At 73.4% G+C, this 15386-nt stretch carries 12 protein-coding genes; all 12 read left to right on the top strand.

Annotated features, from left to right (window positions below; translation table 11 throughout):
* The first annotated feature begins 16 nt into the window (after positions 1-16).
* Positions 17-835 (top strand): glycosyltransferase family 2 protein, encoded by an 819-nt coding sequence (locus ABD332_RS20570; RefSeq protein WP_344503596.1) that lies wholly within the window; start codon positions 17-19, stop codon positions 833-835.
* 9 nt (positions 836-844) lie between these two features.
* The gene (locus ABD332_RS20575) at positions 845-1870 is read left to right on the top strand and encodes an NAD-dependent epimerase/dehydratase family protein (RefSeq protein WP_344503597.1); all 1026 of its coding nucleotides are present in this window, start codon (positions 845-847) and stop codon (positions 1868-1870) included.
* Positions 1871-1961: 91 nt separating this feature from the next.
* On the top strand, positions 1962-3194 hold the full coding sequence (locus ABD332_RS20580; protein WP_344503598.1) for a hypothetical protein: 1233 nt from the start codon (positions 1962-1964) through the stop codon (positions 3192-3194).
* Between the two features lie 102 nt (positions 3195-3296).
* Complete coding sequence (locus ABD332_RS20585; RefSeq protein ID WP_344503599.1) at positions 3297-6014, top strand: AAA family ATPase; 2718 nt, start codon at positions 3297-3299, stop codon at positions 6012-6014.
* 1177 nt (positions 6015-7191) lie between these two features.
* Positions 7192-8202: an N-acetyl-gamma-glutamyl-phosphate reductase gene (gene argC / locus ABD332_RS20590; protein WP_344503600.1), complete on the top strand. Its 1011-nt coding sequence runs from the start codon at positions 7192-7194 to the stop codon at positions 8200-8202.
* Entirely contained in the window at positions 8199-9374 is a 1176-nt protein-coding gene (argJ, locus tag ABD332_RS20595; RefSeq protein ID WP_344503601.1) for a bifunctional glutamate N-acetyltransferase/amino-acid acetyltransferase ArgJ, read from the top strand. The genes argC and argJ overlap by 4 nt, the downstream gene beginning before the upstream one ends.
* 103 nt (positions 9375-9477) lie before the next feature.
* On the top strand, positions 9478-10362 hold the full coding sequence (gene argB / locus ABD332_RS20600; RefSeq protein WP_344503602.1) for an acetylglutamate kinase: 885 nt from the start codon (positions 9478-9480) through the stop codon (positions 10360-10362).
* Positions 10359-11525: an acetylornithine transaminase gene (locus tag ABD332_RS20605; protein WP_344503603.1), complete on the top strand. Its 1167-nt coding sequence runs from the start codon at positions 10359-10361 to the stop codon at positions 11523-11525. Before argB ends, ABD332_RS20605 begins: the two co-directional genes overlap by 4 nt.
* A complete protein-coding gene (argF, locus tag ABD332_RS20610) occupies positions 11525-12433 on the top strand; it encodes an ornithine carbamoyltransferase (protein WP_344503605.1) in 909 nt (302 codons plus the stop codon). Before ABD332_RS20605 ends, argF begins: the two co-directional genes overlap by 1 nt.
* Positions 12434-12476: 43 nt before the next feature.
* Positions 12477-12983, top strand: coding sequence for an arginine repressor (locus tag ABD332_RS20615; RefSeq protein ID WP_344503606.1), 507 nt, complete (start codon positions 12477-12479; stop codon positions 12981-12983).
* Positions 12984-13012: 29 nt separating this feature from the next.
* On the top strand, positions 13013-14452 hold the full coding sequence (gene argH, locus ABD332_RS20620; RefSeq protein ID WP_344503607.1) for an argininosuccinate lyase: 1440 nt from the start codon (positions 13013-13015) through the stop codon (positions 14450-14452).
* Between the two features lie 22 nt (positions 14453-14474).
* Positions 14475-15371, top strand: a complete 897-nt coding sequence (locus ABD332_RS20625; protein WP_344503608.1) for an NADP-dependent oxidoreductase — start codon at positions 14475-14477, stop codon at positions 15369-15371.
* Positions 15372-15386 lie beyond the last annotated feature (15 nt).

A 15386-nucleotide genomic window follows, 5' to 3' on the forward strand; every position in this document is an offset into this window, starting at 1 on the left:
TACGCCGCAGGTTTCTGTGGTCATTCCCGTGTACAACGAGGGCGAGGCGATCGTGCCCTGCCTCGAACGGATCCTCCGCGCCGTGCTCATGCCGGCCGAGGTCCTCGTCGTGCACGACATGGCGGAGGACACCACCGTGCCCTTCGCGCAGAGCGTCGCCGCCCGCGACCCCCGCGTCCGCACCGTGCTCAACACCTACGGCCGCGGCCCGGCGAACGCGATCCGCTTCGGCATCGACGTCGCCCGCGCCCCGGTCGCCGTCGTCACGATGGCCGACGGCTCCGACGACCCGCGCCAGATCGAGGACCTCGCCCGGCTCGTCGAGCGTGGCGTGGTCGTCGCGGCCGCGTCCCGGTACATGCCCGGCGGGCAGCAGGTCGGCGGCCCCAGGTTCAAGCGGGCGCTGTCCCGCGGCGCCGGCCGGACCCTGTACATGTTCGCCCGCGTCGGCACCCGCGACGCGACCAACAGCTTCAAGGCCTACTCGACGGCGTATGTCCGGCAGGTCGGCATCGAGAGCAAGACCGGGTTCGAGATCGGCATCGAGCTGACCGCGAAGGCGGCGCGGCTGCGGCTGCCCGTCGCGGAGATCCCGACGATCTGGCTCGACCGCCAGCTCGGCGAGTCCCGCTTCGACGTCGGCCGGTTCCTGCCCAGCTACCTGAAGTGGTACCGGTTCGCGTTCGGCCGCAGGCTCACCATGGAACAGCTCGCGAAGCGGCCGGCGTCGTCCGCGGCCCGCGACGACGCGCAGGCGGCCCGCGCGGCGTCCACGGTGGCCCCCGCCGAGGTCCGCGACACCTTTTCCAGCAATCACGAAGCAGTTCAGAACTAAGGAGTGTCTGTGCCAAAGGTCCTGGTCACCGGCTCGGCCGGCTTCATCGGTGGTTATGTCGTCGAGGAGCTGCTGTCCCGCGGCTACCAGGTGGTCGGCCTGGACAACTACTCGAAGTACGGTCCGGTCACCCGTAGCTACGACTCCCACCCCGACTACCGGTTCGTCGAGGGCGACGCGCGCGACGTCGACCTCGTCACGGAGCTGCTCGACGGTTGCGACCACTTCATCGCCGGCGCGGCGATGATCGGTGGCATCTCCTACTTCCACGCCTACGCCTACGACCTGCTCGCCACCAACGAGCGGATCATGGCCTCCTCCTGCGACGCGGCCATCAAGGCGCACCGCGACGGCACCCTCAAGAAGATGACCTACCTGTCGTCGTCGATGGTCTTCGAGTCGACCACGCACTGGCCGTCGAAGGAGGGCGACGAGCGTCTCGTGCCGCCGCCGCTGTCGTCGTACGGCTTCCAGAAGCTCGCCGTCGAGTACTACGCGAAGGCCGCCTGGGACCAGTACAAGCTGCCCTACTCGATCGTCCGGCCGTTCAACTGCGTCGGCGTCGGCGAGGGCCGCGCGCTCGGCGAGGTCGAGGTCCTGTCCGGCAACGTGAAGCTCGCCATGTCGCACGTCGTGCCCGACCTGGTGCAGAAGATCGTGAAGGGCCAGGACCCGCTGCACATCCTCGGCACCGGCGAGCAGGTCCGCCACTACACCTACGGCGGCGACCTGGCCAAGGGCATCATCGCCGTCATGGAGCACGACGACGCCCTCAACCAGGACTTCAACATCTCCACCGCCGAGTCGACCACGGTGCTGGAGCTCGCCGAGGTGATCTGGAAGAAGATCAAGGGCGACAGCGTGCCGTTCAGCGTCGTGTCCGACGACCCGTACGAGTACGACGTGCAGAAGCGCGTCCCGGACGTGTCGAAGGCCAAGGAGGTCCTCGGCTACGAGGCGACCACGTCGCTCGACGAGATGCTCGACGAGGTCATCCCGTGGGTGACCCAGGCCGTGGCCGACGGCAAGCTGTAGGTTCCGCTCCCGCTAGGTTTCCGGCGGGCCGGCTGTTTTTGAGGCGGGCGCCTCGCACTGCGGTGCGGGGCGCCCGTTCGTTTGACCCGGTGTGAACGCAGTCCGCTGGGCCCTGCCGCTGTTCTTCGCCGCCGGCCTGCTCCGCGGCGGGTTCAACAGCGTCTGGGCCGAGGACGGGCAGGAGTTCCTCACCGACGCGTTGAGCCTGCCCTGGTACGAACCCTTCGCGACGCCCTTCAACGGCTACTTCCATACCGTGGCCCGTGGGTGCTTCGCCGTCATCGCCCTCTTCCCCGTCTCCTGGGCCGCGGCGCTCAACGCCACCTTCGCCGCCGCCCTCACCGCGCTGCTGGCCACCGCCGTGTTCGCCGCCGCCCGGGACCGCCTGGGGGCAGGCGCCGGGGTCGGCGCCGGGGTCGGCGCCTGGGTCGTCGCCGGGGCCGCCGCCGTGCCGGTGGGGTACGTGCCGAACACCCTCGCGCAGCTGCAGTTCCCCCTCGTGTACGCGGGACTGTGGATGCTGCTGTGGTCGCCGTCGCGGACCTTCCCGCGGGTGGTCGCGTGGACCCTGCCGGCGCTGGCCGTGCTCAACTCGATCCTCGGGCTGCTGCTCGTGCCGGTGGCGCTGCTGCGGCTCGGGCTCCGCCGCGACCTGGACGCGCTGCTGCGGGCCGGTGTCCTGCTGCCCGGTGCGGCGCTGCAGCTCGTGCCGCTGCTGGCGGGCGGGTCGCGGCGGGACGTGGGGGAGCGCCCCGACCTGGACCCGGTCTCCGTCGCCGGCACCTACCTGCGCTGGGGCGTGCCGCGCTCGTTCCTCGGCTTCCTCGACGCCTTCGACGACGCATGGCTCTCGCACCGTGCCGTCGTGCTGCTCGGCCTGGCGGTCCCCGCCGCCTGCGCCGGGCTCGCGCTGCTGCGCCGGACCCGGCCGCAGTGGCGGCTCGCGGCGCTCCTGGCCGGGTTCGCCGCGTTCGCGGGCGCGTTCCAGCTCGCCGTGCACGGCGCCCCCGAGGGCCGGTACCTGGTGCTGATCACGCTGCCCAACATCGCCGCGGCCGTCGCCCTGACACTCCCCGGCGATCGTCCGGACGGCCGGTTCGGGGCCGTCCCGTTTGTCGCGTTGGCGACACTCGTGGCGGCGGTGAGCGTCGCCGGTCTGCGACCGGGCGGCTACACCGACGGCCTCCCGCGCTGGGACACCACCGTGTCGTACGCCCGCGCCCAATGCCAAGCGGAGCCCCGTTTGCGGAGGGTGACGGTCCATACCGCACAGTGGCCGGTCCTCGGCTGGGAGGCCGTCCTGCCCTGCGACCGGCTCCGTTGACGGTGTTCAACATCGCGATGCCTGAACGCTCACCCGCGTTGGGCAGCCGTTGCGGCGGCGTGGCGTTCGGGAGAGACTCGGCGTCGTGGTGGAACAGTGGTGGTGAGCACCTGGCCGGTTGTACCGTTCGGCCGCGCCGATCTCCTGGCGCACGCCCGCGAGCGCCTTGCGGGCGGCGGTGGCGTGCTGCTCTACGGCCCCGCGGGCATCGGCAAGTCCACCATCCTCGACGCCATCGCGGGCGCCGAGACCGACGCGCTCGTGCTGCGCGCCGCCGCCGCGGAGGCCGAGGCGGACCTGCCGTACCTGGCGCTCGTCGACCTTTTCGACGGCGCGCCCGACGCCGCCGAGCACCTGCCCGCGCACCTGCGCGCCGCCCTCGACGGCGCCCTGCTGCGCAGCGCCCTGCCCGCGACCCCGCACGACCAGCTCGCCGTGCGCCTCGCCGTGCTCGAGCTCCTGCGCGCCCTCGCCGCCGACCGCACCCTGCTCCTCGTCCTCGACGACGTCCAGTGGATCGACGAGCCGAGCGCCGAGGTCCTCCGGTTCGTCGCCCGCCGGCTCGGCGAGGCACCCGTGCGCATCCTCGCCGCCGAGCGGATCACCGACGGCGACCGCCCCACCCGCCTCGACCTGTGCCCACCGCCGGGCACGACGCTGCTGGTGCCGCCGCTGCCCGAGAGCGACGTCGCCGACCTGCTCCGGGCCAGGTTCGGCGCCGAGGCCGGACGCGCGCACCTGCACCGGATCTACGAGGCCAGCGCCGGCAACCCGCTGTACGCCGTCGAACTCGGCCGCGCGCTCGGCGTGGCACCGGTGCCGACCACCGACCCCCTGCCCGTGCCCGACCGTCTCCGCTCGCTGCTGGCCGCGCGGCTCGCGGCGCTCCCCGCCCCGGACTGGCCCGCGCTGCTGGTCGTCGCGGCCGCCGCCCGTCCCAGCCTCGCCCTCCTGCAGCGGTGCGGCCTCGCCGAGCACCACCTCGACGCGGCGCTGGCGTCGTCGGTGCTGGATGCCGACGCCGACGGAGCGATCCGGTTCAGCCACCCGCTGCTGCGCGAGATGGTGTACGCCGACGCGACCGCCGCCGCCCGCCGCGAGGCCCACGAACGCCTCGCCGACACCGTCTCCGACCCGGTCGACCGGGCCCGGCACCTCGCCGCCGCCCGCCCCGAACCCGACGAGGCCCTCGCGGAGTGCCTCGCCGACGCGGCGTCCGCGGCGCGCCTCCGCGGTGCCCCGGCCGTCGCCGCCGACCTCGCGGCCCTCGCGGCCGACCGCACGCCGCGCGACACCCCCGGCGTCGGCGCGGTCCGCCGGCTGAGCGCCGCGCAGTACGCGTACGCCGCCGGATCGCCCGCCGCCGCCCGCCGGCACGCGACCGCCGCGCTGCGCGACGCCGCCGACCGCCGCACCCGCATCGGCGCCCGGCTCCTGCTCGTCGAGATGTCCGGCGAGGACCACTCCAACTCCGGCCCGCTGCTGGACGCCGCCTTCGTCGAGGCCGTCGACGCCCCCGACCTGCTCGCCCACGTCCGTCTGTACAAAGGCGTCAAGGCCTACTACGACGGCGACGGCGAAGGAGCCCTCGCCGAGCTCAAGCGCGCCGAGGAGGCCGCCGAGCTGTGCGGTGACATGGAGCGGCTCGTCGAGGTGCTCAGCTGGAAGGGCAACATCCTGCTCGGCACCCAGGGCGACGAATACCTGGAACGCGCCGGCAAGCTCGCCCGCGGCCTCTCCCTGACCCCGGCGACCGTCGCCGCCCGGCAGGTCGCCGCGATGAGCCGCCTCTTCAAGGGCGAGACCGGCGAGGCCGTCCGCCGCATCGAGGCCCTGCGCATCGCCGTCGAACGGGCCGGCACCGTCCGCGACCTCGCCTCCGTCCTCGTGTCCGTCGCCGGCATCTACTGGCGCGCCGGCCGCTGCGCCGACGCCGTCGCCGCCGGCCGCGAGTGCGTCCGCCTCTACGTCGACGTCGAGACCACTCCCGGCCCCGGCTACCTCGTGGCCGCCCTCGCCGAGAGCGGCGGCGGCACCGCCACGGCCGCCGCCGGCTACGCCGAACGCGGCCTCGCGGCCTGCCTCGCCGCCGGCGACGAGGACTGGATCAAGCTCGCCTACGCCGCCTCCGGCCTCGTCCACATGCTGCGCGGCGACCAGCTCGCGGCCGCCGAGGCGCTGCGCGAGGCGTACGCTCTCGACCAGCGCCTCGGCCGTCTCGACCCCGGCATCCTTCCCTGGCACGCCGACTTCATCGAGGCCCTCGTCGGCGCCGGCGCCCGGGCCGAGGCCGCCGAGGTGCTCGACGAGGTGTACAAGCACGCCCGGCACCTGGACCGCACGGTCGTCTTCCTCGGCCTTGCCCGCGCCCGTGCCGTCCTCACCGCCGCCACCGGCGAGGCCCGCGAGGGCGCCGAGGCGCTGCACCAGGCGATCGAGGAGTGGCAGGACCACCCGTACCCGCTGGAGGTCGCGCGGGCGTACTACACGCTGGGCGGCCTCGAACGCCGGGCCCACCGCCGCGGCGCCGCCCGTGCCGCCCTCTCCGAGGCCGTCCGCCGCTACGCGGCCGCCGAGGCACACCCCTGGCGCGAGGTCGCCGCCGCCGACCTGGCCCGCCTCGACGGCGGCCGCGGCGCAGGCCTCTCCGAGACCGAACGCCGCATCGTGGAGCTCGTCCGCGCCGGCGCCACGAACCGCGAGATCGCCCGCGCCCTCTTCCTGTCGATCAAGGCCGTCGAGGCGAACCTGACCCGCCTGTACCGCCGCCTGAACGTCCGCAACCGCGCCCAACTGGCCCGCGTCCTAGACCCTGAATAGCGCTGCAACTCCCCGCTGTAACTCCCCGCTGTAATTCCCCCCACCGCTTCGCGGCGGGGCCCGGCGGGGATTCTCACCCGCACCCCAATGCGCCGCTGCGCGGCGCACAGCCGCGCGTGCCGCGTTGGCTGGGATCGCGCGTGCGCGCCGCATCCGACGGCCGGCCGCCGTCGTCGCACCGATCGGGCCGTGCTGGAGTGTGGAGCGCGTGGCCAGTCGACTCTGCCGGCGCCACCGGGGCACGACAGCCGTGGACCGCTCGACCCGCGTGATCGCTCGACCGGGCAGCGCGGCCTTGGGCGGCTCAACCGGCGGGACGGCTGGACCGGGCGGTTCGACGAGCGGGCCTCTCGGCCGGTGGGCTGCTCGGCTGGCAGGCCACTCGACCAGGCCACTCGACCGGCGGGCCACTCGACCGGCGGGCGGCTCGACCAGCGGGCGGCTCGACCGGCGGGCGGCCTCGGGCGGCTCAACCGGGTGGGACCGCTCGGACGGCAACATCGCTCGGCTCGACCCTCTGGACGGTGGCCCGGCGACGGCGGCTGAGCGCCTGCACGGGGTCCTCGGACAGTGGGTCGGCTGCCAGGTCACCAGCGAGGGCCTGGTCATCCCGGCCGACTCGGGCACCGGCCGGATCAGCAACCGGTGGGCCGGGCCTCGCCTGGGATCGCCGTCGACGGCGGCCGTCAGGGTCGTGTCATCCGGGCCGCCGGTCTGGGTTGCGGGTCCGGGCTGGGCAGCCCCAGGCGGCGCTCCCGGTCCAGTCGTGCCGGTCTGGTGCAGCCGGTCTGGTGCAGATGGCCGGCTTGCGGGCTCGTTGTTGACGTGGTCGGTGTCGAATCGTCAGGTGCCCCACGCTCCAGCGTCGACGCGCCACCGGGGAGCTTCGGCGAGCCGCCGAGGGTGCTTCCTGTGTTCGCGCGCGTGAAGGCGGGACGGGTTGTGGTGGTTGGCGGGCTGGGGGCGAAGCGGTGGCCGGGGTCGGCGAGCGGTTACGGGACCCGTGATGGCCGCTGCGTTCCGGTCTCCAGCATCCTAACTCCATCCACCTAATTGACCTTGGGTGGTGCAGTTGGAGGGCTACGCAGTGTATCAGTTGAAGGGAATGCCGAGGCTGGAGTGACGGGGTCCGCAATCTGCTTGAAACCAACGCATGCATAGAGATACAGTTGGACGCATGGGAATACGAGTCGCTGTTGCGGGGGCTTCAGGGTACGCGGGTGGGGAGTTGCTGCGGCTGATCGCCGGGCATCCGCATCTCGACCTGGGGGTGGCAACCGGGTTTGCGCAGGCAGGGTCGAAGGTTGGAGCGGTGCACCCGCACGTGCGGTCGCTGCGTGATGTCGTCTTGGCGCCGACCGAGGCCGGGGTGCTCGCCGAGTCCGGCGCCGACCTCGTGTTCCTGGCGCTGCCGCACGGGGAGTCCGCGGCGCTCGCGGCGCAGCTGCCGGCGTCGGTGAAGGTGGTCGACATCGGCGCGGACTTCCGGCTCGCGGCGGCCACCGACTGGACGAAGTACTACCCCGGTGACCACGCCGGGACGTGGACGTACGGTCTGCCGGAGCTGCCCGGGCAGCGGGAGAGGATCGCGGCGTCCAGCCGGGTCGCCAACACCGGCTGCTACGCGGTGTCGGTGGTCCTCGCGCTCGCGCCGCTGATCGCCGCGGGTGTCGCCGACCCCGAGGACGTCGTGGTGGTCGCGGCGTCGGGGACGTCGGGGGCGGGCCGGTCCGCGAAGGTGCACCTGCTGGCGTCCGAGGTGATGGGGTCGCTGTCGCCGTACAAGGTGGGGGCGCACCAGCACGTGCCGGAGATCAAGCAGGCGACCGGGGCGACGTCGCTGTCGATGACGCCGGTCCTGGCGCCGATGCCGCGGGGCATCCTGGCGACGGTGACGGCGAAGGCGAAGACCGCCGCGGACCCCGCCGAGGTGCTCCGGCAGGCGTACGACGGCGAACAGTTCGTCCAGGTGCTGCCGGAAGGGCAGTGGCCGCACACGGCGTCGACGTTCGGGAGCAACGCCGCGCACCTGCAGGCGACCGTGGACGTCGACAGCGGCAGGATCATCGTGGTCTCGGCGATCGACAACCTCGTCAAGGGTGCCGCGGGCCAGGCCGTACAGAATGCGAATCTGATGCTCGGGCTGCCTGAGGGTGCCGGGCTCACCGCCGATGGGATCGCGCCATGAGTGTCACCGCACCGAAGGGTTTCCGGGCCGCCGGGGTCGCCGCCGGCATCAAGGCCACCGCCGGAGCGCTGGACGTGGCGCTCGTCGTCAACGACGGGCCGGACTGGACGGCGGCGGCCGTGTTCACCGGCAACAGGATCAAAGCGGCGCCGGTGCTGTGGAGCCAGCAGGTCCTGCGAGCCGGCATCGTGCGGGCCGTCATCCTCAACTCCGGCGGCGCCAACGCGTGCACCGGGCCGTCGGGCTTCCAGGACACGCACGCGACCGCCGAGCACACCGCGGCCGTGCTGTCGGGGCGGGCGTCGCGGTTCCCGGTCGGGGCCGGTGACGTCGCGGTCTGCTCGACCGGCCTGATCGGTGAGCGGCTGCCGTTGAAGAAGCTGCTGTCCGGTGTCGACGCGGCCGCCCGCGGGCTGGCCCGCGACGGCGGGGCGGACGCCGCGAAGGCCATCATGACGACCGACACCGTGCCGAAGACGGCCGCCCGCAACGGGCAGGGGTTCACCGTCGGCGGGATGGCCAAGGGCGCCGGCATGCTCGCGCCGGGGCTCGCCACGATGCTGGTGGTGCTGACCACCGACGCCGTCGCCGACGCGGACGTGCTCGACGCGGCCCTCAGAGCCGCGACCAGGGTCTCGTTCGACCGGATCGACTCCGACGGCTGCATGTCGACCAACGACACGGTGCTGCTGATGGCCAGCGGCGCCGCCGGGATCCAGCCGACCCAGGAGGAGCTGGCCGAGGCGGTCACCGCCGTCTGCAAGGACCTCGCCGAGCAGCTGGTCGCCGACGCGGAGGGCGCGACGAAGGAGATCGCGATCGAGGTCACCGGCGCGGCGAGCGAGGACGACGCGGTCGAGGTCGGCCGGTCGATCGCCCGCAACAACCTGGTGAAGACCGCGTTCTTCGGCAACGACCCCAACTGGGGCCGGATCCTGGCCGCGATCGGTACCACGGAGGCCGCGTTCGAGGCCGACGAGGTCGACGTCGCCATCAACGGCGTGTGGATCTGCAAGGGCGGGGCGGCCGGCGAGGACCGCTCCAAGGTCGACCTCAGCGCCCGCGAGGTCACGGTCACCGTCGACCTGCACGCGGGTGCGGCGGCGGCCACGGTACTGACCAACGACCTGTCCATGGGCTACGTGCACGAGAACTCGGCGTACTCGTCATGACGGCGAAGGCGAACGTCGTGACGGCGAAGGCGAACGTCGTGACGGCGAAGGCGAACGTCGTGACGGCGAAGGCGAACGTCGTGACGGCGAAGGCGAACGCAGCATGAACGGGCGGAACCTCGGCATCGCGCTGGGCAAGGCGAACACCCTCATCGAGGCGCTGCCCTGGCTGGAGCGGTTCTCCGGCTCGACCGTCGTCGTCAAGTACGGCGGCAACGCCATGCTCGACAACGAGCTGAAGCGCGCGTTCGCCGCCGACATGGTGTTCCTGCGCCACGTCGGCATCAAGCCGGTCGTCGTGCACGGCGGCGGCCCGCAGATCTCGGCGATGCTCAAACGGCTCGGCATCGCCAGCGAGTTCAAGGGCGGCCTGCGCGTCACCACCCCCGAGACCGCCGACGTGGTCCGGATGGTGCTCGTCGGGCAGGTCGGCCGGGAGCTCGTGGGTCTCATCAACGAGCACGGCCCGCACGCCGTCGGCATGTCCGGCGAGGACGCGGGCCTGTTCACCGCGGTGCGCCGGCCCGCGATCGTCGACGGCTCGCCGGTCGACATCGGCCAGGTCGGCGACGTCGAGCACGTCAACGTCGGCGCCGTCGCCGACCTCATCGCCGCCGGGCGGATCCCGGTCGTGTCGACGGTCGCGCCCGACGCCGACGGGGTGCTGCACAACCTCAACGCCGACACCGCCGCCGGGGCGCTCGCCATCGCCCTCAAGGCCCGCAAGCTCGTGGTGCTCACCGACGTGGAGGGCCTCTACGCCCGCTACCCGGACCCGGAGTCGCTGATCTCGCAGCTGACCGCGGACGAGCTCACCGAGCTGCTGCCGACGCTCGAGTCGGGGATGGTGCCGAAGATGGAGGCGTGCCTGCGCGCCGTCAAGGGCGGCGTGCCCGCCGCGCACGTCGTCGACGGCAGGGTGCCCCACTCCCTGCTGCTGGAAGTCTTCACATCGGAAGGGTTCGGGACCATGGTGGTGAGCTCATGACGCTGGTGCAGCGGTTCGAGGCGTCGGTGATGAACACGTACGGGCCGCCGTCGCTGGGACTCGTCAGCGGCAGCGGGTCCGTCGTCGTCGACGAGGCCGGACGGTCCTATGTGGACCTGCTCGGCGGGATCGCGGTCAACCTGCTCGGCCACGCCCACCCCGCGGTCGTCGCCGCCGTGACGCAGCAGATCGCCACGCTCGGCCACGTGTCCAACCTGTTCGCGTCGCCGCCGGTCGTCGCCCTCGCCGAGCGGCTCCTGGACCTCGGCGGCCGGCCGGGCGCGGTGTTCTTCGGCAACTCCGGCGCCGAGGCCAACGAGGCCGCGTTCAAGCTGTCCCGCCGCACCGGCCGCACGAAGATCGTGGCCGCGCAGGCCGGCTTCCACGGCCGCACCATGGGCGCGCTCGCGCTCACCGGGCAGCCCGCGAAGCAGGAGCCGTTCCGCCCGCTGCCCGGCGAGGTCGTGCACGTCCCGTACGGTGACGTCGCCGCGCTCGAGGCGGCCGTCGACGGCGACACGGCGATGGTGCTGCTCGAGCCGATCCAGGGCGAGTCCGGGGTCGTGGTCCCGCCCGCCGGCTACCTCACCGCCGCGCGGGAGGTCACCGCCCGGCACGGCGCGCTGCTCGCCCTCGACGAGGTGCAGACCGGCATCGGCCGGACCGGGCACTGGTTCGCCCACCAGGCCGAGGGTGTGCGCCCCGACGTCGTCACCCTCGCCAAGGGCCTCGGCGGCGGGCTGCCGCTCGGCGCGATGATCGCGTTCGACGGCGCCGCCACCCTGCTCGGCCCCGGCCAGCACGCCTCCACGTTCGGTGGCAACCCGGTCTGCTGCGCCGCCGCCCTCGCGGTCCTCGACACCATCGAGTCCGAGCACCTCCTCGAGCACGTCAAGCAGCTCAGCGAGCGCATCCGCCGCGGCGTCGAGGCCATCGACAGCCCGCTCGTCAGGGAGGTCCGCGGGGCGGGGCTGCTGCTCGGCATCGTCCTCAACGGGCCGGCCGCCGGCGCGCTCGCCGCCGTGCTGCGCGACGCCGGGTTCCTCGCCCAGGCGGCGCAGCCGGACGTGCTGCGCATCGCGCCGCCGCTCATCCTCACCGACGAGCAGGCCGACGCGTTCCTCGCCGCGCTCGGCCCGGCCCTGGACGCGGTGCGGGCCTGATGCCTCGTCATCTGCTCAGGGACGACGACCTGACCACGGCCGAGCAGGCGGAGATCCTCGACCTGGCCGCGGCGATGAAGGCCGACCGGCACGGGTTCAAGCCCTTCGCCGGTCCGCGGTCCGTCGCCGTCATCTTCGAGAAGCAGTCGCTGCGGACGCGGGTCTCGTTCGAGGTCGGCATCGCCGAGCTCGGCGGCACCCCGCTCATCATCGACGCGGTCAGCACCCACTTCGGCCGGGGTGAGGAGATCGGCGACGCGGCGAAGGTCCTGTCGCGGTACGTGTCGGCGATCGTCATCCGGTCCAATGTGGACGCGCGCGTGGCGGAGCTGGCCGAGCACGCGACGGTGCCGGTCGTCAACGCGCTCACCGACGGTTTCCACCCGTGTCAGCTGCTCGCGGATCTTCTGACGGTACGGGAGCGCCTCGGCTCGACGGAGGGCCGGACCCTCACGTACCTCGGCGACACCGCGAACAACATGGCCAACTCCTACGCGCTCGCCGGGGTCACCGCCGGCATGCGGGTGCGCCTGAGCGGCCCGGCCGGCTTCGAGCCCGACGCGTCCATTGTGGACGCCGCGCGCCGGCGGGGCGGCGTCGAATGGGTGCCGGACCCTGCGGAGGCCGTGAAGGACGCGGACGTCGTCGTCACGGACACGTGGACGTCGATGGGTCAGGAGGGCGACGGGCTCGACCGGATCACGCCCTTCCGCCCCTACCAGGTGAACGCGGAGCTCCTCGCGAACGCCCATGCCAACGCTATCGTGCTGCACTGCCTGCCCGCGCACCGTGGCGACGAAATCACCTCCGAGGTGATGGACGGCCCGCAGAGCGCGATCTGGGACGAGGCCGAGAACCGGCTGCACGCCCAGAAGGCGCTGCTGGCCTGGCTGCTGGACCATTCGTGAGCGGCGCGGAGGGCGACCGCCGCGGCGCGGCCGGGACGACGTCATGAGCGTTCCCGTCTCGAAGGCCGCGCGGCACGACCGGATCGCGTCGCTGATCCGCGGGTCGGCGGTGCGGTCGCAGACGGAGCTGGCGGAGCTGCTGGCCGCGGACGGGATCCAGGTGACGCAGGCGACGCTGTCGCGGGACCTCGAGGAGCTGCGGGCCGTCAAGGTCCGCGGCGAGTACCTCATCCCCGAGGACGGCGAGCGGGCGCTGCGCCCGGCGGAGGAGGCCCCGACCCGGCTGATCCGGCTGCTGCGGGAGCTGCTCACCGGCGCCGACAGCTCCGGCAACCTCGTCGTCCTGCGCACCCCGCCGGGCGCCGCGCAGTTCCTCGCCAGCGCCATCGACCGCACCGGGCTGCCCGACATCGTCGGCACCATCGCCGGCGACGACACCATCATGGTCGTCGCCCGGCAGGGGCCCGACCCGCTCGGGCAGCCGACCGCCGGAGAGCTGCTCGCGGCGAAACTCACCGAATGGGCCCATCTCGACGGCCCGTCGAAATAACGCGATCTTGCACATGGAAGGATCGTCGCGTGGCAACTTCGTCTTCTGAGTCCCCGACCCGTCTCTGGGGCGGCCGGTTCGCGGGCGGGCCCGCCGAGGCCCTCGCCCGGCTGTCGGTGAGCGTGCAGTTCGACTGGCGGCTGGCGCCCTACGACCTGGCCGGGTCGCGGGCGCACGCGCGGGTCCTCGCCCGGGCCGGGCTGCTCGACGCCGACGAGCTCGGCCGGATGCTCGCCGCGCTCGACGACCTGGAGTCGGCGTGCGCCGCCGGCGAGTTCCGGCCCACGGTCGACGACGAGGACGTGCACACCGCCCTCGAGCGGGGTCTGCTGGAGCGCCTCGGCGCGCTCGGCGGGAAGCTGCGCGCCGGCCGGTCCCGCAACGACCAGGTCGCCACCGACCTGCGGCTGTACCTGCGTGACCACGCCCGCGGTGTCGCCGCCCGGATCGTGGAGCTCGCCGACGCGCTCGTGGAGCAGGCCGCCCGGCACGTCGACACGCCCGCGCCCGGGTTCACGCACCTCCAGCCGGCGCAGCCGATCGCGTTCGGCCACCAGCTGCTCGCGCACGTGCAGTCGCTGCTGCGCGACCTCGACCGGCTCCGCGACTGGGACGCGCGCGCCTCGGTCAGCCCGCTCGGCGCCGGCGCCCTCGCCGGGTCGTCGCTGCCGCTGGACCCGACGCAGGTGGCGAAGGAGCTCGGGTTCGCCAGCGCCGCGGCCAACTCGATCGACGCCGTCTCCGACCGGGACTTCGTCGCGGAGTTCCTGTTCGTCGCGGCCCTCACCGGCGTGCACCTGTCGCGGCTCGGTGAGGAGGTCGTGCTGTGGACGACCCCCGCGTTCGGCTGGGTGCAGCTCGACGACGCGTTCGCGACCGGGTCGTCGATCATGCCGCAGAAGAAGAACCCCGACATCGCCGAGCTCGCCCGCGGCAAGTCCGGCCGGCTCATCGGCGGCCTCACCGGCGTCCTGGCGATGCTCAAGGGCCTGCCGCTGGCGTACGACCGGGACCTGCAGGAGGACAAGGAGCCGGTGTTCGACGCGGTCGACACCCTGGAGCTGGTCCTGCCCGCGATGGCCGGGATGGTCTCCACGATGACGGTCCGGGTCGACCGCCTCGCCGAGCAGGCGCCGGTCGGCTACACCCTGGCCACCGAGGTCGCCGAGTGGCTCGTCCGGCAGGGTGTGGCGTTCCGCGACGCGCACGAGATCACGGGCAAGCTCGTCGTGCTCGCGGCGGCCCGCGACATCGGCCTCGACGAGGTCTCCGACGAGGACCTGCAGGCCGTCAGCCCGCACCTGACGCCCGCGGTCCGCGAGGTGTTCTCCGTCCCCGGCGCCCTGGCGGCGCGCACCACGCCCGGGTCGACGGGCCCCGGGCCGGTCGCCGACCAGCTCGCGGTCGCCGGTGGCAAGCTCGACAGTTGGCGGTCCTGGGCGGCGGAGACGGTGCTACCGTCCGAATGATGCGGGTGACACAGTGCGACGGGTGACGCAGAACGTGCTCGGCGACGCGTCGGTGCTGCGCGTCACCGAGGCCGACGTCCCGCACCCCGGCCCGACCGAGATCCTGGTCGAGATGCACGCCGCCGGCGTCAACCCGGTCGACTGGAAGGTCCGCTCCGGCGGCGGCTTCCTCGGCACCCCGCCGTTCACCGTCGGCTGGGAGCTGTCCGGGGTCGTCGCCGCGACCGGCACCGGCGTCACCAGGTTCGCCGTCGGCGACGAGGTGTTCGGCATGCCCCGCTTCCCCGGGGAGGCGGCCGCCTACGCCGAGTACGTCACCGGGCCCGCCCGGCAGTTCGCGCTGAAACCGCTCAACCTCAGCCACGAGCAGGCCGGCGGGCTCGCGCTCGCCGGCCTCACCGCCTGGCAGGTCCTCGTCGAGACGGCCGGTGTCCTCGAAGGGCAGCGGGTGCTGGTCCCGGCCGCGGCCGGCGGCGTCGGCCACCTCGCCGTGCAGATCGCGAAGGCCCGCGGCGCGTACGTGATCGGCACCGCGTCGGCACCCAAGCACGACTTCGTGCGGTCCCTCGGCGCCGACGAGGTCCTGGACCACCAGCCCGGCGACCTGGCCGGCGTGAAGGACATCGACGTGGCCGTCGCCACGATCGCGGGGCAGATCCCGGAGCTGGTGGCGACCCTCGGGCCGGAAGGGGCGCTCGTCGCCCTCAACGGCGCCGACGAGGCCGCCGCGATCGAGGCGGGCGGCGTGTTCCTGCTCGCCGAGCCCGACCGCGCCGGCCTCGAGCACCTCACGGCGCTCGTGCTCGACGGCCGGCTCACCGTCCACGTCGACCGGGTCTTCCCGCTCGACCAGGTCGTCCGCGCGCACGAGTACGGCGAGCTCGGCCACACGACCGGCAAGGTGGTCCTGACGCCGTAAGTCGGCCGCAAGCCG

This window comes from Dactylosporangium maewongense (assembly GCF_039531485.1).
In the GTDB taxonomy this organism is placed as follows: Bacteria; Actinomycetota; Actinomycetes; order Mycobacteriales; family Micromonosporaceae; genus Dactylosporangium; species Dactylosporangium maewongense.

Excerpts from the sequence above, each read along its gene's own strand:
- argC (WP_344503600.1), top strand. The coding sequence starts at position 7,192 with ATGGGAATACGAGTCGCTGTTGCGGGGGCTTCAGGGTACGCGGGTGGG.
- argJ (WP_344503601.1), top strand. The coding sequence starts at position 8,199 with ATGAGTGTCACCGCACCGAAGGGTTTCCGGGCCGCCGGGGTCGCCGCC.
- argB (WP_344503602.1), top strand. The coding sequence starts at position 9,478 with ATGAACGGGCGGAACCTCGGCATCGCGCTGGGCAAGGCGAACACCCTC.
- ABD332_RS20605 (WP_344503603.1), top strand. The coding sequence starts at position 10,359 with ATGACGCTGGTGCAGCGGTTCGAGGCGTCGGTGATGAACACGTACGGG.
- argF (WP_344503605.1), top strand. The coding sequence starts at position 11,525 with ATGCCTCGTCATCTGCTCAGGGACGACGACCTGACCACGGCCGAGCAG.
- ABD332_RS20615 (WP_344503606.1), top strand. The coding sequence starts at position 12,477 with ATGAGCGTTCCCGTCTCGAAGGCCGCGCGGCACGACCGGATCGCGTCG.